The 19856-nt window shown below is 52.9% G+C and carries 16 protein-coding genes; 2 read left to right on the plus strand and 14 right to left on the minus strand.

The genetic code is table 11. The features are described 5' to 3' along the window. Positions 1-5: 5 nt before the first annotated feature. The 9 genes from cydA to sdhC all read right to left on the minus strand — a co-directional run bounded on the left by cydA (position 6) and on the right by sdhC (position 12131). A complete protein-coding gene (gene cydA, locus D5398_RS02825) occupies positions 6-1574 on the minus strand; it encodes a cytochrome ubiquinol oxidase subunit I (RefSeq protein WP_120506246.1) in 1569 nt (522 codons plus the stop codon). A gap of 701 nt (positions 1575-2275) precedes the next feature. Then, the gene (sucD, locus tag D5398_RS02830) at positions 2276-3148 is read right to left on the minus strand and encodes a succinate--CoA ligase subunit alpha (protein ID WP_013576436.1); all 873 of its coding nucleotides are present in this window, start codon (positions 3146-3148) and stop codon (positions 2276-2278) included. After that, on the minus strand, positions 3148-4314 hold the full coding sequence (gene sucC / locus D5398_RS02835; RefSeq protein ID WP_113876027.1) for an ADP-forming succinate--CoA ligase subunit beta: 1167 nt from the start codon (positions 4312-4314) through the stop codon (positions 3148-3150). Before sucC ends, sucD begins: the two co-directional genes overlap by 1 nt. Positions 4315-4406: 92 nt before the next feature. Then, positions 4407-5636, minus strand: a complete 1230-nt coding sequence (gene odhB, locus D5398_RS02840) for a 2-oxoglutarate dehydrogenase complex dihydrolipoyllysine-residue succinyltransferase (RefSeq protein WP_120506247.1) — start codon at positions 5634-5636, stop codon at positions 4407-4409. A gap of 45 nt (positions 5637-5681) precedes the next feature. Then, positions 5682-8489 carry a 2-oxoglutarate dehydrogenase E1 component gene (gene sucA / locus D5398_RS02845; protein ID WP_120506248.1) on the minus strand — a complete coding sequence of 936 codons (2808 nt, stop codon included), beginning with the start codon at positions 8487-8489 and terminating at the stop codon, positions 5682-5684. A 405-nt stretch (positions 8490-8894) separates the two neighbouring features. Further along, a complete protein-coding gene (locus D5398_RS02850) occupies positions 8895-9611 on the minus strand; it encodes a succinate dehydrogenase iron-sulfur subunit (RefSeq protein ID WP_120134884.1) in 717 nt (238 codons plus the stop codon). Positions 9612-9630: 19 nt separating this feature from the next. Beyond that, positions 9631-11397, minus strand: a complete 1767-nt coding sequence (sdhA, locus tag D5398_RS02855; RefSeq protein ID WP_095921203.1) for a succinate dehydrogenase flavoprotein subunit — start codon at positions 11395-11397, stop codon at positions 9631-9633. Between the two features lie 3 nt (positions 11398-11400). Then, positions 11401-11748 (minus strand): succinate dehydrogenase membrane anchor subunit, encoded by a 348-nt coding sequence (sdhD, locus tag D5398_RS02860; RefSeq protein WP_112168980.1) that lies wholly within the window; start codon positions 11746-11748, stop codon positions 11401-11403. Beyond that, a complete protein-coding gene (gene sdhC / locus D5398_RS02865) occupies positions 11742-12131 on the minus strand; it encodes a succinate dehydrogenase cytochrome b556 subunit (protein WP_101077384.1) in 390 nt (129 codons plus the stop codon). Before sdhC ends, sdhD begins: the two co-directional genes overlap by 7 nt. A gap of 885 nt (positions 12132-13016) precedes the next feature. Between sdhC and D5398_RS02870 the strand changes: the two genes are divergently transcribed. Next, positions 13017-14300 carry a citrate synthase gene (locus D5398_RS02870; RefSeq protein WP_120506249.1) on the plus strand — a complete coding sequence of 428 codons (1284 nt, stop codon included), beginning with the start codon at positions 13017-13019 and terminating at the stop codon, positions 14298-14300. Between the two features lie 63 nt (positions 14301-14363). On the opposite strand, the gene nei is transcribed toward D5398_RS02870, so the two are convergent. The 5 genes from nei to pxpB are packed head-to-tail and all read right to left on the minus strand — an operon-like array spanning position 14364 to position 18139. Further along, complete coding sequence (gene nei / locus D5398_RS02875) at positions 14364-15158, minus strand: endonuclease VIII (RefSeq protein WP_120506250.1); 795 nt, start codon at positions 15156-15158, stop codon at positions 14364-14366. Continuing rightward, a complete protein-coding gene (gene pcp / locus D5398_RS02880) occupies positions 15158-15808 on the minus strand; it encodes a pyroglutamyl-peptidase I (protein ID WP_120506251.1) in 651 nt (216 codons plus the stop codon). The genes nei and pcp overlap by 1 nt, the downstream gene beginning before the upstream one ends. Before the next feature lie 15 nt (positions 15809-15823). Next, on the minus strand, positions 15824-16561 hold the full coding sequence (gene pxpA / locus D5398_RS02885; protein WP_120506252.1) for a 5-oxoprolinase subunit PxpA: 738 nt from the start codon (positions 16559-16561) through the stop codon (positions 15824-15826). Continuing rightward, positions 16551-17480, minus strand: a complete 930-nt coding sequence (pxpC, locus tag D5398_RS02890; protein ID WP_120506253.1) for a 5-oxoprolinase subunit PxpC — start codon at positions 17478-17480, stop codon at positions 16551-16553. Before pxpC ends, pxpA begins: the two co-directional genes overlap by 11 nt. Then, positions 17474-18139, minus strand: coding sequence for a 5-oxoprolinase subunit PxpB (pxpB, locus tag D5398_RS02895; RefSeq protein ID WP_120506254.1), 666 nt, complete (start codon positions 18137-18139; stop codon positions 17474-17476). The genes pxpC and pxpB overlap by 7 nt, the downstream gene beginning before the upstream one ends. A 278-nt stretch (positions 18140-18417) precedes the next feature. On the opposite strand from pxpB, the gene D5398_RS02900 reads away from it, so the two are divergent. Then, positions 18418-19809, plus strand: coding sequence for an MFS transporter (locus D5398_RS02900; protein WP_415838525.1), 1392 nt, complete (start codon positions 18418-18420; stop codon positions 19807-19809). Positions 19810-19856: the final 47 nt, after the last annotated feature.

Raw genomic sequence — 19856 nt, forward strand, 5'->3', positions numbered from 1 at the left:
CCCTATTACCGAGCTTGCTCAAGTGGCGCTGAAGTTTGTTCATAATGATAACGGCCAGTTTTCAGGCTGCTTGGGCCCAGGCGCGCATATTTGAACATCAGGAACATTTCAGCGATCAGGAACAGGGTGTACAGGCCACAGATAAGGATCATCGAGGAGAGTACATCACCCACCGTCAGGGAAGAGTGTGCAACCGCAGTCGGTAACACCTCACCAATCGCCCAAGGCTGACGGCCATATTCGGCCACAAACCAGCCCGATTCGACAGCAATCCACGGCAATGGAAGGCCAATGAATACCGCGCGGTGTAACCAGCGTTTCTGACCAATCTTGCCGCGCAATACGGTATAGAAGGACAGCGCAATCAGCACGAACATCAGGATGCCGCAGGCAACCATGATACGGAATGCGAAGTAAAGTGGCAGAACGCGCGGGATAGAATCTTTGGTCGCTTTCTGAATTTGTGCATCAGTCGCACCTGCCGGGTTGTCGGTATAGCGTTTAAGCAACATACCGTAGCCCAGATCCTGCTTAGCATTTTCGAAATCGCTGCGCACTTTCGGATCAGTGTTACCCGAACGCAGTTCTTCCAGCAGGGTGTACGCTTTCATACCATTGCGGATACGCACTTCGTGTTGCGCCATCAGGTCTTTCAGACCGGTCACCGGCGTATCAACAGAACGCGTCGCAATCAGACCAAGCAGGTATGGAATCTGAATTGAATATTCGTTTTCCATTTTGTCCTGATTAGGCATACCAAACAGCGTGAAGCTGGCCGGTGCGGGTTGAGTGTCCCACTCGGCTTCAATAGCCGCCAGTTTGGTTTTCTGCACGTCACCCATTTCATAACCGGATTCATCACCCAGCACGATAACGGAAAGTACGGCAGCCAGACCAAAGCTTGCAGCAATCGCAAATGAGCGTTTTGCGAAACCGACGTCACGACCTTTAAGCAGGTAGTAAGAGCTGATAGCCAGAATGAACATCGCGCCAGTCACATAACCGGACGCTACGGTGTGAACGAATTTAACCTGCGCAACCGGGTTCAGGACCAGCTCAGAGAAGCTGACCATTTCCATACGCATGGTTTCGTAATTGAAGGTGGAAGCAATCGGGTTTTGCATCCAGCCGTTCGCCACCAGGATCCACAAGGCAGACAGGTTGGAGCCAAGCGCCACAAACCAGGTCACTGTCATGTGTTGAACTTTAGAAAGACGATCCCAACCGAAGAAGAACAGACCGACTAAAGTGGATTCCAGGAAGAACGCCATCAAACCTTCGATTGCCAGAGGCGCACCGAAGATATCACCGACGTAATGTGAGAAATATGACCAGTTAGTACCGAACTGGAATTCCATGGTTAAACCCGTTGCAACGCCCAATGCAAAGTTAATTGCAAAGAGTTTGCCCCAGAATTTGGTCATATCTTTATAGATTTGTTTGCCAGAAAGCACATAAACCGTTTCCATAATTGCCAGTAAAAACGCCATACCCAGCGTTAATGGGACAAATAGGAAATGGTACATGGCTGTTAAAGCAAACTGTAAACGCGACAGTTCAACGATATCAAACATCTTGACCCCTTGCTCCTCGGAGGAAGACCCCAAATTGCGATCTTTGACGAACCGGTTGCCGGAACGCCTCATGACTACCAGTATTCAAATGTGTGTAGAACAGAAATGCCAGCGGCAGGCATTCTGAACCCGGAAAGCGCAAGGACAGTAAGCCTCTAAGAGGCTGATGAACAGGCGAAATCGCGGGGAAAAGTAAACATACATAAAGCTGATGTTACAGGACCAATATGTTACGCCAGTAATCCCACACATTAAATAGGTTTTTTAGTGACCCAAAGCGGATTCCCGTGTACAGGTCAATTTAAGAACAAAACAGTAAAAAACCCTGTAATTGATCTGCCGCAATTTAAGCCTATCTCCTTGTTTATTTCTATATTATCCACATCAATTTCTAAAAAAATATTTCAGAATGTTAACCGTTGGTTTCATTGAGCTTTAACGGTGGTCTCAATGTTAATTAATTGTGCTTTTATGGTTGCCATAAATATCTATTTAGCTACCTGTTGAAACCTAATTATTAACCTTTTATTTCCAATGAACGTATCGTGCTGTGTTAATAAATATAGCTCAATTCGGCAAATGTTAAATATTTCACCTAAAATAAAAAAGGCCACCCGAAGGCGGCCAACATGTCGAATCTGTTTCTTATGTAAATCGACTTAAATCGCACCGGAATTTTGTTCCGGCGCGACCGGTAATGCTTATTGCGGAAGAAGAGATTTCACGGCTTCGCCGATATCTGCCAGGCTGCGAACGGTTTTAACGCCGGCCGCTTCCAGTGCTGCAAATTTCTCGTCTGCGGTGCCTTTACCACCGGCAATGATGGCGCCTGCGTGGCCCATACGTTTGCCTTTAGGCGCAGTCACACCCGCGATGTAGCCCACAACCGGTTTGGTCACGTGTGCTTTGATGTACGCGGCAGCTTCTTCTTCTGCGTTACCACCGATTTCACCGATCATAACGATCACTTCAGTCTGTGGATCTTCCTGGAACAGTTTCAGGATATCGATGAAGTTAGAGCCCGGGATCGGGTCACCGCCGATACCGACGCAGGTAGACTGGCCGTAACCGTAATCAGTGGTCTGTTTCACGGCTTCATAAGTCAGAGTACCGGAGCGGGAAACGATACCCACTTTGCCTGGCAGGTGAATATGGCCAGGCATAATGCCGATTTTGCATTCGCCAGGCGTGATAACACCCGGGCAGTTTGGCCCGATCATCACTGCATCGCTTTGATCCAGTTTCACTTTAACAACCAGCATATCCAGAGTCGGGATGCCTTCAGTGATACAGATGATCAGTTTAATGCCTGCATCCAGCGCTTCAAGAATGGAATCTTTGCAAAACGGTGCCGGAACATAGATCACTGATGCGGTTGCGCCAGTGGTTTCTACCGCTTCACGTACAGTATTGAACACTGGCAGACCCAGATGCTCGGTGCCGCCTTTGCCTGGCGTTACGCCGCCAACCATTTTTGTGCCGTAAGCGATGGCTTGTTCGGAGTGGAAAGTCCCCTGGCTACCGGTAAAACCCTGGCAGATAACTTTGGTGTTCTTGTTGATTAAAATCGACATTATTTCCCCTCCACTGCCGCGACAACTTGTTGAGCCGCATTCGTCAGGCTGGTCGCTGCAATGATGTTCAAACCGCTGTCTGCCAGTTTTTTGGCACCCAGCTCGGCATTGTTACCTTCAAGACGTACCACAACCGGTACGCTGACGCCCACTTCTTCCACCGCACCGATGATACCGTCGGCGATCAGGTCGCAACGTACGATACCGCCGAAGATGTTAACGAAGACGGCTTTCACTTTTTCATCAGAAAGGATGATTTTGAAGGCTTCGGTCACGCGTTCTTTGGTTGCACCACCGCCAACATCCAGGAAGTTAGCCGGCTCGCCACCGTGCAGTTTCACGATATCCATGGTACCCATTGCCAGACCGGCACCGTTCACCATGCAACCGATGTTGCCGTCGAGCGCAACGTAGTTCAGTTCCCACTGAGCTGCCTGAGATTCACGGGCATCTTCCTGGCTGTAATCACGCATTTCGCGTAATTCTGGCTGACGGAACAAGGCGTTACCGTCCGCACCCAGTTTGCCGTCAAGGCAGATCAGGTCACCAGCGGTAGTCACCACCAGCGGGTTAATTTCGATCAGCGCCAGGTCGCGCTCTAAGAAGATATTCGCCAGACCCATGAAGATCTTGGTGAATTGCTGAACCTGCTTACCGGTCAGACCCAGTTTGAAAGCCAGTTCGCGACCCTGATAAGGTTGCGGACCTGCCAGCGGATCCAGTGCAACTTTATGGATCAGATGTGGCGTTTCTTCAGCCACTTTCTCAATTTCCACGCCGCCTTCTGTAGACGCCATGAACACTACGCGACGGGAGCTGCGATCAACTACCGCACCGAGGTACAGTTCCTGATCAATATCCGTTGCGGCTTCAACCAGGATCTGGTTAACCGGCTGACCGCTGGCATCTGTCTGGTAAGTGACCAGACGTTTACCCAACCAGTGCTCAGCAAAAGCGCGAATTTCTTCTTTGCTTTTAACCACTTTCACGCCGCCCGCTTTACCGCGGCCACCGGCATGAACCTGACATTTCACCACCCACGGACCGGCACCGATTTTCGATGCAGCCTCTTCCGCTTCGCGCGGAGTGGAACAGGCGAAGCCTGATGGTGCTGGCAGGCCGTAGCGCAGGAACAGCTGTTTCGCCTGATACTCGTGTAAATTCATGATGTTCTATCCATTCTTAGTAGGAAGGCTTATCAGGGCACAGCGAACTGTGCCGCAGATTTTTCGATCTCTAATCTTTCGCTGTGCCGGGACTAAACGTCCAGCAGCAGACGAGCCGGATCTTCCAGCATTTCTTTAATGGTCACCAGGAAGCCGACCGATTCACGGCCGTCCACCAGACGGTGATCGTAGGACAGTGCCAGATACATCATTGGCAAAATCACTACCTGACCATTAACCGCCATAGGACGATCTTTAATGGCATGCATGCCCAGGATCGCACTCTGTGGTGGGTTGATGATTGGCGTGGACATCAGGGAGCCGAAGACGCCGCCGTTGGTCACGGTAAAGTTACCGCCGGTCAGTTCTTCCACTTTCAGTTTGCCGTCACGGCCTTTAATCGCCAGCTCTTTGATTTGCTTCTCGATATCAGCCATGCCCAGGGTATCTACGTCACGCAGAACCGGCGTTACCAGGCCACGTGGAGTCGATACAGCAATGCTGACGTCGAAGTAGTTGTGGTAAACCACATCTTCGCCATCAATAGACGCGTTGACTTCCGGATAGCGTTTCAGCGCTTCAACGACGGCTTTCAGATAGAAAGACATAAAGCCAAGACGCACGCCGTGACGTTTTTCGAAACCATCACCGTACTGCTTACGCATATCCATGATTGGCTTCATGTTGATTTCGTTGAAGGTCGTCAGCATCGCAGTGCTGTTCTTCGCTTCAAGCAGACGCTCAGCAACACGCTTACGCAGACGGGTCATAGGAACACGTTTTTCGCTACGTGAACCCAGAGCCGGCGCGGCGCTGGTCGCTGCCGGAGCTGCGGCTGGCGCGGCTGCCGGTTTAGCGTCTTTGGCTTTCGCCAGATGCTGTTCGATATCTTCACGGGTCAGACGACCGCCGACACCGCTGCCTTTGATGGCGCTGGCATCCAGAGAATGTTCAGCAATCAGACGACGGATAGCCGGGCTGAGTGCGTCATTGTTCTCTTCTTCCAGTGCTGCCGTGTGGCGTGCCGCAGGAGTCGCTTCTTTTTCGGAGCTTTTCTCAGTGCTTGGCTTACCGGAGCTGTTGCCAGGACGGATACGCGCCAGGATCTGACGGGAAATCACGGTGGCACCTTCGTCTTCGATAATGCTGTCCAGAATACCGGCTTCACTTGCCGGGACTTCCAGAACCACTTTATCGGTTTCAATTTCTACCAATACATCGTCACGCTCAACACTGTCGCCCGGCTTTTTGTGCCAGGTGGCAACCGTCGCATCCGCAACGGATTCAGGAAGGTCAGGGACCAGAATATCTACGCTACTCATTATAAATCCTTCTTATGTTCCATAGTGTTAACTCACGCCAACGCGTTATTTAACGTTAAGCGCATCGTTAACCAGATCTTGCTGTTGCTTCTGGTGAACGGACATGTAGCCGACTGCCGGAGAGGCAGAGGCCGGGCGTCCTGCGTAACGTAAAGAAGCCCCGAAAGGAATCACTTCACGGAAATTGTGCTGGCTGCAATACCACGCGCCCTGGTTCAGCGGCTCTTCCTGACACCAGACGAAATCATGAACGTGTGAGAATTTCTCAAGCACTTCCTGAATCGCTTTGTGCGGGAACGGGTACAGCTGCTCGATGCGGACAATTGCCACATCGGTTTGCTCGTTTTTGCGACGTTGTTCCAGCAGGTCGTAGTAAACCTTACCGGAGCACATCACCACGCGCTTAACCTGTTTTGGATCCAGCTCGTCAACTTCACCAATCGCTGGCAGGAAGCTGCCGTCGGCCAGTTCTTCCAGCGTAGAAACCGCCAGAGGATGACGCAACAGTGACTTCGGTGACATCACGATCAGCGGACGGCGCATACCGCGCAGTGCCTGACGACGGATCATGTGGTAAACCTGCGCCGGGGTAGACGGGATACACACCTGCATGTTTTGCTCAGCGCAAAGTTGCAGATAGCGTTCCAGACGCGCGGAGGAGTGCTCCGGCCCCTGCCCTTCGTAACCGTGCGGCAGCAGCATGACCAGACCACACATACGGCCCCATTTCTGTTCGCCGGAACTGATGAACTGGTCGATAACCACCTGCGCACCGTTGGCGAAGTCACCGAACTGCGCTTCCCAGATAGTCAGGGTGCGAGGTTCAGCGGTGGCATAACCGTATTCAAACGCCAGTACCGCTTCTTCGGAAAGCACGGAATCCCAGACGTTGAACTCACCCTGGCTGTTATGGATATTAGCCAGTGGCACGTACACGGAACCGTTTTTCTGATTGTGGATCACAGCATGACGGTGGAAGAAGGTGCCACGACCGGTATCTTCACCGGAAAGACGAATCGGAATACCTTCGTCCACCAGCGTAGCGTACGCCAGATTTTCTGCGCCGCCCCAGTCGAATTTCTTATTACCTTCGGCCATCTCGTTACGGTCGCCGTAAATCTTGGCAACGCGCGACTGCATTTCAATCGCATCCGGCACATGGCTGACGCGACGCGCCAGTTCCTGCAGACGTTTATGCTCAACCTTATTCGGGTATGGCTCGTCCCACTCATGATTCAGATACGGTGACCAGGTGAAAGTGTGCATGTCATTCTGACGCCACTCTTCCACTACGCATTCACCGGCATCCAGCGCATCACGGTACAGATTGACCATTTCTGTCGCATCTTCAAGGCTGGCAACATTCTGCTCAGTCAGGACGTCAGCGTAGATCTTACGTGGCGTCGGATGTTTTTTGATCTTGGTGTACATCAGCGGCTGGGTTGCGCTAGGTTCGTCGGCCTCGTTATGGCCGTGGCGACGGTAGCAAACCAGGTCGATCATGACGTCACGTTTGAAGGTGTTACGGAAATCCAGTGCCAGACGGGTCACGAAAGCGACCGCTTCCGGGTCATCAGCATTCACGTGGAAAATCGGCGCCTGCACCATTTTCGCGATATCGGTACAGTAATCGGTGGAACGCGCATCTTTTGGATTCGAGGTGGTGAAGCCCACCTGGTTATTGATGACGATACGCACTGTACCGCCCACTTCATAACCGCGTGCCAGCGACATGTTCAGGGTTTCCTGAACCACACCCTGACCGGTAATTGCCGCGTCACCGTGAATGGTGATTGGCAGAACCATGTTGCTGCGCGCTTCGTCCAGACGATCACGACGGGCACGAACAGAACCGATAACCACCGGGCTGACGATTTCCAGGTGCGACGGGTTAAACGCCAACGCCAGATGAACCATGCCGCCTTCGGTTTCCACATCCGACGAATAGCCCATGTGGTATTTCACGTCACCGGTACCCAGGTGTTCTTTATGCTTACCGGAGAATTCGTCGAACAGGTCCTGAGGTTTTTTCCCCAGCACGTTGATCAGCACGTTCAGACGACCACGGTGCGCCATACCCAGCACCACTTCGCGAGTCCCGTTTTTGCCGGCATGACGGATCATGTCTTTAAGCATAGGAACCAGCGCGTCGCCACCTTCGAGAGAGAAGCGTTTTGCACCCGGGAATTTCGCACCCAGATAACGCTCCAGACCTTCAGCTGCGGTCAGTTCTTTCAGGAAGGTTTTCTTCTCATCATTGGTGAAATTCGCACGACCTGCGACAGATTCGATACGCTGTTGGATCCAGCGCTTCTCTTCTGTGTTGGTGATGTGCATATATTCCGCACCAATGGATCCGCAATAGGTTTGCTTCAGGGCTTTATACAGCTCGCCGAGCTGCATGGTTTCTTTGCCAATGGCAAATGAACCGACGTTGAAGGTCTCCTGGAAATCAGCTTCAGTCAGATGATGGAACGCAGGATCCAGGTCAGGAACATCGTCGAGTTTCCACAGGCCGAGGGGGTCAAGGTTCGCGTTCTGATGGCCACGGAAGCGGAAGGCGTTGATTAATTGCAGCACCTTGACTTGCTTGGCATCCGTTTCAGGATCGCTGATGGAGGAGTTATAACGTGACGCGTCTTTCGCCAGGCGGCGGAAGTAGTCCCGAGTTTGAGAATGGAGTTGCTCTGGTTTCACACCCACTGTTGGTAGCTGTTTAAAAATCGAACGCCAGCTATCGTCAACGGAACCAGGATCGGTTAAGTAGTCTTCATAGAGTTGTTCTATGTAAGACTGGTTTGCACCCGCCAGATAGGAGGAATCCAGCCAGGCCTTCATTGCGCCGTTCTGCATCGTGATCCCTTAAGCTTTGAAGCTTTAGTTTTCGCCGTGGTTAATAATATTGACCGTGATACACCGCGGTAAAACGGTTTTCCTTACTAAAACAGTTCGTTGGTTGAGCATTTGGCTCTTCAAGGAACCTTCAGAAATCATCCATCTGGCTGAGTGATTTTTGAAGTTGCCCTGTTTTCTCTTCCTTTCTTTTGACTGCCCCTTTATCTCCCTGATTTTGACCCGGCTATCTTACTCCAGTCAGGCGCAACTTTGTTGCACTTGTTGCTACTTTGTTATTAAAAAATTACTTATTTGCTATCCTTGCCGCAGTTACCGCATTTGTAACTAAAGAAAGTGCAAAACAGGGGGTAACTAAATAACAGCGGGAACCTGAGTTCCCGCTGATTGCGTTACCTAAACCACTCAGGCACCACGCTGTAGAAGCATGGATTTGATATGGCCAATCGCCTTGGTCGGGTTCAGACCTTTCGGACACACACTTACACAGTTCATGATGCTGTGGCAGCGGAATACGCTGAAAGCATCGTTCAGATCGTCAAGGCGCGATTGTGTTTCAGTGTCGCGGCTGTCGATCAGGAAACGGTAAGCGGCCAGAAGACCCGCCGGACCGACAAATTTGTCCGGATTCCACCAGAACGAAGGACAGGACGTTGAGCAGCAGGCGCAAAGAATACATTCGTACAATCCGTCCAGCTTTTCACGCTCATCCGGCATCTGTAAGTGTTCACGCGCCGGAGGATTTTTCCCATCATTCAACAAGTAAGGCTTAATCTTCTCATACTGCTTATAGAATTGCCCCATGTCCACAACAAGGTCGCGCACAACCGGCAAACCTGGCAACGGACGGATAACAATTTTCTTGCTACCGTTACGCAGCGTCGATACCGGCGTGATACACGCCAGACCGTTTTTACCGTTCATGTTGACGCCGTCTGACCCGCAGACGCCTTCACGGCATGAGCGGCGGAAAGCCAGTGTCGGATCCTGTTCTTTCAGCAAAATCAGCGCGTCGAGCAACATCATGTCGCGCCCGTCTTTGGCTTCCAGCACGTAATCTTTCATGTACGGAACGTCATCTACGTCCGGGTTATAGCGATAAATCGAAAATTCAATTTTCATAGTCTGTCTCCGCTTAGCCCTAGTAAGTACGCGCTTTCGGCGGGAACGCCGCGCGAAGCTTAGGCTGCATGTTCACCTCACGGCGGGTCATGCTTTCCGTTTCCGGCTGATACAGCGTATGGCACAACCAGTTCGCATCATCACGCTCAGGGAAGTCAAAGCGGCTGTGTGCGCCACGGCTTTCTGTACGGTAGTTTGCGGAGACGGCAGTAGAGAACGCGGTTTCCATCAGGTTATCCAGCTCCAGACACTCGACGCGCTGGGTGTTGAATTCTGAAGAAGTATCATCCAGACGCGCTGATTTCAGACGCTCGCGGATCACTTTCAGTTCTTCCAGACCTTTCGCCATCGCATCACCTTCGCGGAAGACCGAGAAGTTGTTCTGCATGCACGATTGCAGGTCTTTACGGATAGCCACCGGATCTTCACCTGAACGGGTGTTGTTCCAGCGGTTCAGACGTTCCAGAGACACATCGATATCATCCTGAGATGCATCGCGGCTTTCGCCCTGCTCGGTGATAGATTCCTGCAGATGCATACCTGCGGCACGGCCAAACACCACCAGATCCAGCAGTGAGTTGCCGCCCAGACGGTTAGCGCCGTGAACCGATACGCAGGCAATTTCGCCGACTGCGAACAGCCCTGGAATCACTTCATCCTGACCTTGCGCGTTAACACGCAGCGCCTGACCGGTCACTTTGGTCGGAATACCGCCCATCATGTAGTGGCAGGTAGGGATAACTGGGATGGGTTCTTTCACCGGATCGACGTGTGCGAAGGTACGCGACAGTTCGAGAATACCCGGCAGGCGGGATTCCAGAACGTCTTTACCCAGATGATCAAGTTTGAGTTTAGCGTGCGGGCCCCACGGACCTTCACAGCCGCGGCCTTCACGGATTTCGATCATGATTGAACGCGCCACCACGTCACGACCCGCCAGGTCTTTAGCATTCGGCGCATAACGTTCCATGAAACGTTCGCCATCTTTATTAAGCAGATAACCGCCTTCACCACGACAGCCTTCTGTCACCAGAACCCCAGCACCGGCGATACCGGTCGGGTGGAACTGCCACATTTCCATATCCTGAACCGGCACGCCTGCACGCAGCGCCATGCCGACACCGTCGCCGGTATTAATATGGGCGTTAGTGGTGGACTGATAAATACGGCCTGCACCGCCGGTTGCCAGCACGGTGGCTTTGGCTTTGAAGTAGACCACTTCACCGGTTTCGATACAGATAGCCGTACAACCGACGATCGCGCCGTCCTGGTTTTTCACTAAATCCAGTGAATACCATTCGGAGAAAATCGTGGTGCCATTTTTCAGGTTCTGCTGATACAGCGTGTGCAGCAAGGCGTGACCGGTACGGTCAGCCGCTGCCGCAGTACGTGCCGCCTGCTCGCCGCCGAAGTTCTTCGACTGGCCGCCAAACGGACGCTGATAAATACGGCCGTCTTCAAGACGGGAGAATGGCAGCCCCATGTGTTCCAGTTCCAGAATCGCTTCCGGGCCGGTCTTACACATATATTCAATGGCGTCCTGGTCACCGATATAGTCGGAACCTTTTACGGTGTCGTACATGTGCCATTCCCAGTCATCCTCATGGGTGTTACCCAGCGCGACGGTGATACCGCCCTGCGCTGACACCGTATGGGAGCGGGTTGGGAAGACTTTAGAAATCAGGGCGCAAGACAGCCCCATTTGTGAAATTTGTAACGCGGCACGCATACCGGCGCCACCTGCGCCGATAACGACAGCATCGAACTCTCTGACTGGCAGATTCATTTACTACGCTCCCCAAACAACAATTGTTCCGTAAAGTAGGTAAACCACCAGCGTCACGACAATGGCCAGTTGCAGCACAAGCCGGACAGCTACCGGTTTCACATAGTCCGTTAACACCTGCCACATGCCGATCCACGCGTGGATCAGAATCGACAGCAGCGCCAGCAGTGTGAATACTTTGGTGATGGAGGAAGCGAAGAAGCCATGCCAGACATCAAATGTCAGTTCCTGAGCCAGAACCACGAAGCCCAGAATATAGAGGATGTACAGGGTGAGGATAATTGCGGAAGCACGAAGTAACAGCCAGTCGTGCACACCATTGCGCCCTAACGCAGAAACGTTGCTTACCATACGAGGACTCCAGCCAGAATTGACAGCACGACGGTAAGACCGATTGCCACCTGGGCAGAACGGGTACCGGCAGCCAAACTCTCTTCGATATAGCCAAAATCCATCAGCAAATGGCGAATGCCACCGCAAACGTGATAGGCCAGCGCAGTGAGTATTCCCCAAAAGATGAATTTAACGAAGAAGCTATTCATGATGGCGGCAGCTTGTGCAAACCCTTCAGGAGAAGAGAGAGACAGGCCTAAAAGCCAGAGGAGGATACCGACGGCGACGAAGGTAATTACGCCAGAGACTCGGTGTAAGATGGACGCTATCGCAGTAACAGGAAACCGGATCGTTTGCAGATCCAGATTGACAGGTCTTTGTTTTTTCACGGTTTTGCCCACACAGCTCTTATTATTTTACTTCCTCCGGACCGGAGCAGTATGTCAGACAGCACTCTTTCCTTGGTTCTTGTCGCTGTGGGTGCGTTGGCTGCGCGCGCTCACCCTGCTCACTGACCAATGTCAGCTCATAGGGATTCGGTTGCTTGCCGCCTTCCCACAACACCAATAACTTTGGAAAGCTGAGCTAAAAGCCCGACATTTCCCGCGCTCAAACAACGACATCCGATGTGCTTAAACGGCGCAGAAATGTATTTTCCTTTAAGTCCATTTTCATAAAATCTAAGACAAAAAAGAGAGTGCTGGGTGCTCCTACTTCGGATTGCCCGGAGACCTTGTAGGAGTATAGGTTGATCACATTCTTATTACAATTGCCCTACAAATGCTTTATTCACATTTCTTTGAAACAGTGAGTTATCTCTCACTTTTCACAAAAGACACAAAATAAATTATCTGGTTTGACAATTGATCAACATTTCCATTACAAATGAGTTATTCCTATAGGACTGTGATACTGAGCACATACCGGCTTTCGCCTGACGCACCAAAATGGTGAAAGTTTCTGAAGAATCAGTGGATCACACAATCGCAAAGACGGGTCTTCCCTGATGGCTCAAGTTATGCAAAAGTGGTGATTGTGTAAATCCTCATGCTTCTCACAGGTACTGAGTGACAGAACAGTAATGATTTACCGAATCTTTAACAACGATGAAACGCCGCTTGTTTGTCACAGAGCAGTCTGAGACTGCAATTCGACTCAGCTCTACGTTCCCTTTTGAATTCGATCGAAGAGCTAAGGCTGACAATAATAATGACCTTACAAGGCGTCGCTTCCAGGCATTTCTGTTGTTAGGGATTTTTAAAAATAAGGCGCTAAGGAGACTGTAAATGGCTGATAAGAAAGCGACACTTACCCTACAAGGTCACGACCCGATCGAACTAGATGTGCTATCCGGCACGCTGGGCCAGGATGAGATTGATATCCGCCCGTTAGGCGCGAAAGGTTTTTTCACCTATGACCCCGGTTTTACGTCTACTGCATCTTGCGAATCTAAAATCACCTTTATCGACGGTGACGAGGGGATCCTGTTACATCGCGGCTTCCCGATTGATCAACTGGCGCAAGAATCTACTTTCCTGGAAGTGAGCTATCTGCTGCTTAACGGCGAAACCCCTACTCCGGAACAGTACGAAGAATTCAAAACCAATGTGACCCGTCACACGATGGTTCATGAGCAAATCACCCGCCTGTTCCATGGTTTCCGTCGTGACTCTCACCCGATGGCTGTGCTGTGTGGTGTGACCGGTGCTTTGGCGGCGTTTTATCACGACTCGATTGACGTCGAAAATGAACGTCACCGTGAAATCGCGGCTTACCGCCTGCTGTCCAAAATGCCGACCGTAGCGGCCATGTGTTACAAATATTCTATCGGCCAGCCGTTTGTCTATCCGCGCAACGACCTGTCGTATGCCGGTAACTTCCTGCACATGATGTTCTCCACACCGTGTGAAGAATACAAAGTGAACCCGGTTCTGGAACGCGCGATGGACCGTATTCTGATCCTGCACGCTGACCATGAGCAAAACGCCTCAACATCTACCGTGCGTACCGCCGGTTCTTCTGGCGCTAACCCGTTTGCCTGTATCGCTGCGGGCATCGCGTCCCTGTGGGGACCGGCTCACGGCGGCGCCAACGAAGCTGCGCTGAAAATGCTGGAAGAAATCAGCAGCGTGGATCACATTCCTGAATTCGTTAAGCGTGCGAAAGACAAAAATGATTCGTTCCGCCTGATGGGCTTTGGTCACCGTGTTTACAAAAACTATGACCCGCGCGCCACCGTGATGCGTGAAACCTGTCATGAAGTGCTGAAAGAACTGGATCTGAAAGATAACCTGCTGGAAGTGGCGATGGAACTTGAGCACATTGCGCTCAACGACCCGTACTTCATCGAGAAAAAACTGTATCCGAACGTCGATTTTTACTCCGGCATCATCCTGAAAGCGATGGGTATTCCGTCTTCCATGTTTACCGTTATCTTCGCGATGGCGCGTACAGTTGGCTGGATTGCTCACTGGAGCGAAATGCATCAGGAAGGCATTAAAATCGCCCGTCCTCGTCAGCTGTATACCGGCTACGACAAACGCGATTTCCACTCTCAGCTGAAAAAATAATCTTTACTGATTAAGCTGAACAAAAAGGCTCCCACGGGAGCCTTTTTCATTTCTGCGCCTGGGCTAAACCTGGCACACCGGACACCAGAAAAACGGTCGTGATGACACGCTGGTTTTGACGATCGGATCACCGCAGCGCTCGCAGGGTTGCCCTGTCCGGCCAAACACCTTAAATCGGAACAGCGCGCCGTGATGCACATTCTCATCCATGGTTCCGCGCGTGGCATAAGACAAGCGGGCAACCGACAAACAGGCGTCCGCCAGCGCATCCAGCTCCGTGTCGTTCAGATCTTTCGGCTTATGATCCGGCAGCAGTTTTGCCAGCCAGAGAATTTCCGCGCGAAGATAATTCCCCAGCCCCGCCAGAAATGCCTGATCCAGCAACATTCCACCCAGCTGACGGTTGCAGAATTTTGACGAAAGTAACCGCTCACGTACCTGCGCCACCGTTAACCGCTCATCCAGAACGTCCGGCCCGATACGTTGCAAAAACGGATGATTTTCTATTTCTGCCGTATCGTAAATACTGATTTCGGAGGCACTGTACAGCAGAATTGCGGCTTCGGTGGTTTCCAGTTTTACCCGCAGGGACCGCCTGGTCTCCTTCGCCACTTCACCGGCGTTGACCACCCGCCAGACACCATATAGCTGGTTGTGGCTGTAAAGCGTCAGTCCGTTGGAAAAGTGCGTCAGCAGCGCTTTGCCGCGCGTTTCAATCGACGTGATTTTTGTACCGCGTAACGCTGACTGATAGGGCTTGAGTGCGCCAAATGCAAACCAGACATCCGTGAGTGGCTTATTAACCACCGCCGCCGCCAGCAAATCGGCGGCGCGGCGGATTTCAGGACCTTCAGGCATCAGTGAGTCGCACCCTCGGCAATTTTCAAATCCTGTTCAGTGTGCAACGCAATCGCGATAGTCAGCTCAAGGGCGTTCAGAACAGTGTGTACTGACATACTTGGCGCGCCGGGATGTTTCGCCGCCTGCTCTGGCAGATAAGGAATATGGATAAAACCGCCTTTTACCACTTTGCAGGAAGGTTGCGCCAGCCGGTGCATCAGGCCGTACATCACGTGATTACAGACATAGGTTCCGGCGGTTTGTGACACGCACGCAGGAATGCCGGATTCGCGTAATCCGCTGACAATCGTTTTGATCGGCAGTGAGGAAAAATAGGCCGCAGGTCCGCCAGCGACAATCGTTTCGTCCACCGGCTGATGACCTTCGTTATCAGGAATACGCGCATCATCGACGTTGATCGCCACACGTTCGAGGCTGAAATCCACACGCCCGCCCGCCTGTCCGACGCAAATCACCATTTCGGGCAGGATCTCGTCAATTGCCGCATTCAGCGCATCAATGGCTTTGCCAAAAACGCACGGTAACTGGCGCACCACAATCTGCGCGCCGGATAATTCCAGGTCACCCAGCTGTTTCACCACTTCCCATGACGGATTCACGCGCTCACCGCCAAAAGGCTCAAAACCCGTTACCAGAACTTTACGCATCGATATTCCCTAAGATCAGCCCGCGCTGATCTGAATTTGTTGCTCACCAAACGCTTCCCGCAACCGGCGGGCGAAAGTCAGTGCGTGTTCACCGTCACCGTGCAGGCAGACAGTATCGGCGCTGACCGGCACCCAGAGACCTTCGCGGCTGAGAACTTTACCTTGCTGAACCATCGCCAGTGTCTGATCCAGCGCCAGTTCGTCGCTTTCAATCATCGCATCTGGCTGACTGCGCGGTACCAGCGTGCCGTCACTTTGATACCGCCGGTCAGCAAATACTTCCTGACGCGTTTGCAGCCCGAGCCGCTCACCCGCGCGGATTAACTCACTTCCCGCCAGCCCGACCAGGCGCAGCGCCGGGTCGATGGTATGCACCGCGCGAGCAATCGCATCAGCCAGAATCGCGTCGGTTGCGGCCTGGTTGTAAAGCATACCGTGTGGCTTAACGTGAACCATTTTCCCGCCTTCTGCACGGGTAATGGCCACCAGCGCACCGAGCTGATACACCACCTGTGCGTACACCGTTTCAGGAGGCAGCCGCATCGCGGTGCGGCCAAAGTTTTCACGATCGGGAAAGCTCGGATGCGCGCCAATCGCCACGCCGTACTTCAGCGCCCAGCGCACGGATTGCCGCATGGTTTGTGCGTCACCGGCATGGAATCCGCAGGCAATGTTGGCGGAACTGACCAGTTGCAACAAAGCCTCATCGTTGGCGCAGCCTTCGCCTAAATCCGCATTAAGATCAACGACCATGCAGCCCCCGTTTGACCTGTTCTATAAACTGCGCCTGTTCACGCAGCGCTTTCTGCGCCTCAGCCGGTGTGCACTGAACAAAATGCACCGGCTCACCCAGACGGATTTGCGCCAGATTATACAAATCCGCTTCAATCACGCAGGCGATACGCGGATAGCCGCCGGTGGTCTGCGCATCGGCCATCAGCACAATAGGCTGCCCGCCGTGCGGCACCTGTACCACACCGGGCAACAGACCGTGCGACAACATTTCGCGGTCAGTTTCGCGCTTCAGAACATGCCCGTGCAGGCGATATCCCATACGGTTACTTTGCGGACTGAGCTGCCACGAGGCACGCCAGAATTCTTCGCGCGACTGAGCGCTGAATTCCTGATATTCAGGGCCCGGCAAAGCACGGATACGGTTGCCGAACAGCAGCTGTTTAATGCCGCCGGAGTGCTTCGGCTGCTGGTGCGAATCGCCGGTTGGCAACTGATCGCCATCCTGCAACTGACGCCCCTGAAAACCACCGAATTGGGCTTTCAGATCCGTACTGCGCGATCCCATGACTTCAGGCACATCAATGCCACCGGAAATGGCCAGATAGCTGCGCATACCGCGTGTCGGCATTTTCAGCGTCAGAACCTGCCCCGGTTTCACCGCATAATTCCAGCCGGTCCAGATTTCTTTGCCATCAAGCTGCGCGTGACAGCCCGCACCGGTCAGCGCAATCCATCCTTCACGGTGGAACTGCGCACTGAACTGACCCAGCGTGATTTCCAGACCGGCAGCATTTTCATCATTGCCGACCAGCAGATTGGCAATCCGCAGCGCCGGTGCATCCAGCGCACCGGACTGGCTGACGCCCTGCTGACGATAACCGTTACGCCCTAAATCCTGAACGGTGGTAAACATCCCTGCGCGTAAAATCTTCAGCATACGCCCTCCTTTTGTGGCACGAAGCGCACGCTGTCACCCGGCAGAAGCAATGTCGGTACTTCACGCAGCGGATCAAACATCGCCAGAGGCGTTTGTCCGATCAGCTGCCAGCCGCCCGGCGTCGCGAGCGGATAAATCCCTGTCTGACTGCCGCCGATACCGACCGAGCCAGCGGGTACCGAAAGACGCGGTTCGCCGTGACGCGGTGTGGTGAGTTTCTCTGACATGCCGCCCAGATAAGGGAAACCCGGCTGGAAACCGAGAAAATAGACGGTGTAATCAATACCCGAATGGCATTCCACCACCTGACGCGGCGTCATGCCCGTATGGTGCGCGACATGCTCTAAATCCGGCCCCTGAGCGCCGCCGTAAATCACCGGAATTTCAATCAGTCGGGATGCAGGCTCAATCGCTTCGCTCTCTTCCCACCAGGTTTGCAGGCGCTCAATCGCGTCCAGCGCCGAACTTTGCGCGTCGGTAAGTAACACTGTCAGATTATTCATACCGGGTATAACTTCGCGGACACCGGGATACATCGCCCGGTCCTGTAAACGCTGAGCCAGTCCCCAGATACGTTGCTGGCTCGCCAACGAAACCGGGGGTTCCAGTTCCAGCACTACCGCGCGTTCACCCAGCAGGTAACATCGTGCTCGTTGCACTCAGGCACTCCTCAAAGAAGGGTTGTGGATCATCAGGTTATTCACTAAAGCTATAGTATGTGATTTGTTATCAGTTATGCGTGAAATCGAGTGGTGATGTCAACTCATCTGCCCGTTTGAGCCGGATACTGAGGTTTCGCCCGCCGCCCGCAACTGGTACTCTCAGAAAAGTTGCTGTTTTTTTTTAGCGTTTGGATAACGCCTTCGTTACACAATAGGGATGGCCTGTGAGAAAACCATTAGCACTCTTCTTTCCGCTCTACACCACGACATTACTGATGTTGCTGGGCTCCGGCCTGCTGACCACCTACATTTCCCTGCGTCTGTCCGCTGTCCACGTCAGTGGCGCGATGATCGGGGCGATTATCGCTGCTAACTACATCGGGCTGGTGATCGGCGGTAAAGTCGGCCATATCCTGATCGCACGCGTCGGGCACATTCGCGCTTACGTATCCTGTTCCGGCATCATTACCGCTGCAGTGCTCGGACACGGCCTGACCGACATTATTCCCGTCTGGGTGGTGCTGCGCCTGATCATCGGCTTGTGCATGATGGTGCAATATATGGTGCTGGAAAGCTGGCTCAACGATCAGGCTGAAGCTAACCAGCGCGGCGTAGTGTTCGGCTTTTATATGGTGGCGTCTTATCTCGGGATGGCGCTCGGTCAGGTGGTGCTGATGCTCAACAGCGATTTAGGCGTCAGTACGCTTATCGTTATCGCGCTGTGTTTTGCCTTGTGTCTGGTGCCGATTGCCCTGACGACGCGCACTAACGTCGGCCATATGTCACCGGCTCCGATGGAACTGAAATTCTTTATCGGCGCGATCCCCAAAGTGCTGGCCATCACGCTGCTGATTGGCATGGTGGTCGGTTCCTTCTACGGGCTGGCGCCGATTTACACCAGCCAGCAATCGCTGAGCACACAACAAACCGGCCTGTTCATGGCGCTGGCAATTTTCGCCGGATTACTGGCGCAGTTCCCGCTGAGCTGGCTGTCAGATCGCTATAACCGCAACATGCTGATGCGCATTAATGCCATTTTGCTGGCGGTGGCGGCCATACCGCTGGCGCTGCTGACACATATCTCGTTCCCGCTGCTGCTCGGCATTGGTTTTATCGTCAGCCTGATGCAGTTCACGTTGTACCCGCTGGTCGTCGCTCTTGCCAATGACATGATTGAGCCGGAGCGCCGTGTTTCGCTTTCAGCCTGTCTGCTGATGGCGTTTGGTGTGGGGGCGTGTATTGGCCCGCTGGCGGTCGGCGCGCTGATCGAACCGCTCGGCGGTAATATTCTCTACGCCTTTTTTGCCCTTTGCGGCGGCGGAATTGTTGCTCTGAGCCGGACGTCGAAAAAAGAAGAAGAAACGCAGATGGCGGTCGATGCGCCGGTTCCGCACATCGCCATGCCAGACAGCCTGAGCAGTTCGCCGCTCTCTCCGGCGCTGAATCCGGCGTTTGATGAGCAGATGATTCAGGAAACCATGCCCGCACCGGAAAACGTCGTCGAACCCCGATCGGAGGAAAGCGAAACCGCAGAGGAACAGGAAGAAGAAAGCAAGTATCCACCGCAGGGCGCAGACCCAGAAGTGGATACCGGATTACAGCGGGCATTTACCCTGCTGGAAGACAGCGTTTCTGAAGAGATAACTGATAAAACGATACATAAGTAAGGGGCGTAATCGTTGCAGGCAGTTTGGATTCGGCCAGCGCGCAGGGA

This window comes from Rahnella bruchi (genome assembly GCF_003614975.1).
GTDB lineage: Bacteria > Pseudomonadota > Gammaproteobacteria > Enterobacterales > Enterobacteriaceae > Rahnella > Rahnella bruchi.

Coding starts and splice junctions, on each gene's coding strand:
- cydA (WP_120506246.1), bottom strand. CDS start 1,574: ATGTTTGATATCGTTGAACTGTCGCGTTTACAGTTTGCTTTAACAGCC.
- sucD (WP_013576436.1), bottom strand. CDS start 3,148: ATGTCGATTTTAATCAACAAGAACACCAAAGTTATCTGCCAGGGTTTT.
- sucC (WP_113876027.1), bottom strand. CDS start 4,314: ATGAATTTACACGAGTATCAGGCGAAACAGCTGTTCCTGCGCTACGGC.
- odhB (WP_120506247.1), bottom strand. CDS start 5,636: ATGAGTAGCGTAGATATTCTGGTCCCTGACCTTCCTGAATCCGTTGCG.
- sucA (WP_120506248.1), bottom strand. CDS start 8,489: ATGCAGAACGGCGCAATGAAGGCCTGGCTGGATTCCTCCTATCTGGCG.
- D5398_RS02850 (WP_120134884.1), bottom strand. CDS start 9,611: ATGAAAATTGAATTTTCGATTTATCGCTATAACCCGGACGTAGATGAC.
- sdhA (WP_095921203.1), bottom strand. CDS start 11,397: ATGAATCTGCCAGTCAGAGAGTTCGATGCTGTCGTTATCGGCGCAGGT.
- sdhD (WP_112168980.1), bottom strand. CDS start 11,748: ATGGTAAGCAACGTTTCTGCGTTAGGGCGCAATGGTGTGCACGACTGG.
- D5398_RS02870 (WP_120506249.1), top strand. CDS start 13,017: ATGGCTGATAAGAAAGCGACACTTACCCTACAAGGTCACGACCCGATC.
- nei (WP_120506250.1), bottom strand. CDS start 15,158: ATGCCTGAAGGTCCTGAAATCCGCCGCGCCGCCGATTTGCTGGCGGCG.
- pcp (WP_120506251.1), bottom strand. CDS start 15,808: ATGCGTAAAGTTCTGGTAACGGGTTTTGAGCCTTTTGGCGGTGAGCGC.
- pxpA (WP_120506252.1), bottom strand. CDS start 16,561: ATGGTCGTTGATCTTAATGCGGATTTAGGCGAAGGCTGCGCCAACGAT.
- pxpC (WP_120506253.1), bottom strand. CDS start 17,480: ATGCTGAAGATTTTACGCGCAGGGATGTTTACCACCGTTCAGGATTTA.
- D5398_RS02900 (WP_415838525.1), top strand. CDS start 18,418: ATGTTGCTGGGCTCCGGCCTGCTGACCACCTACATTTCCCTGCGTCTG.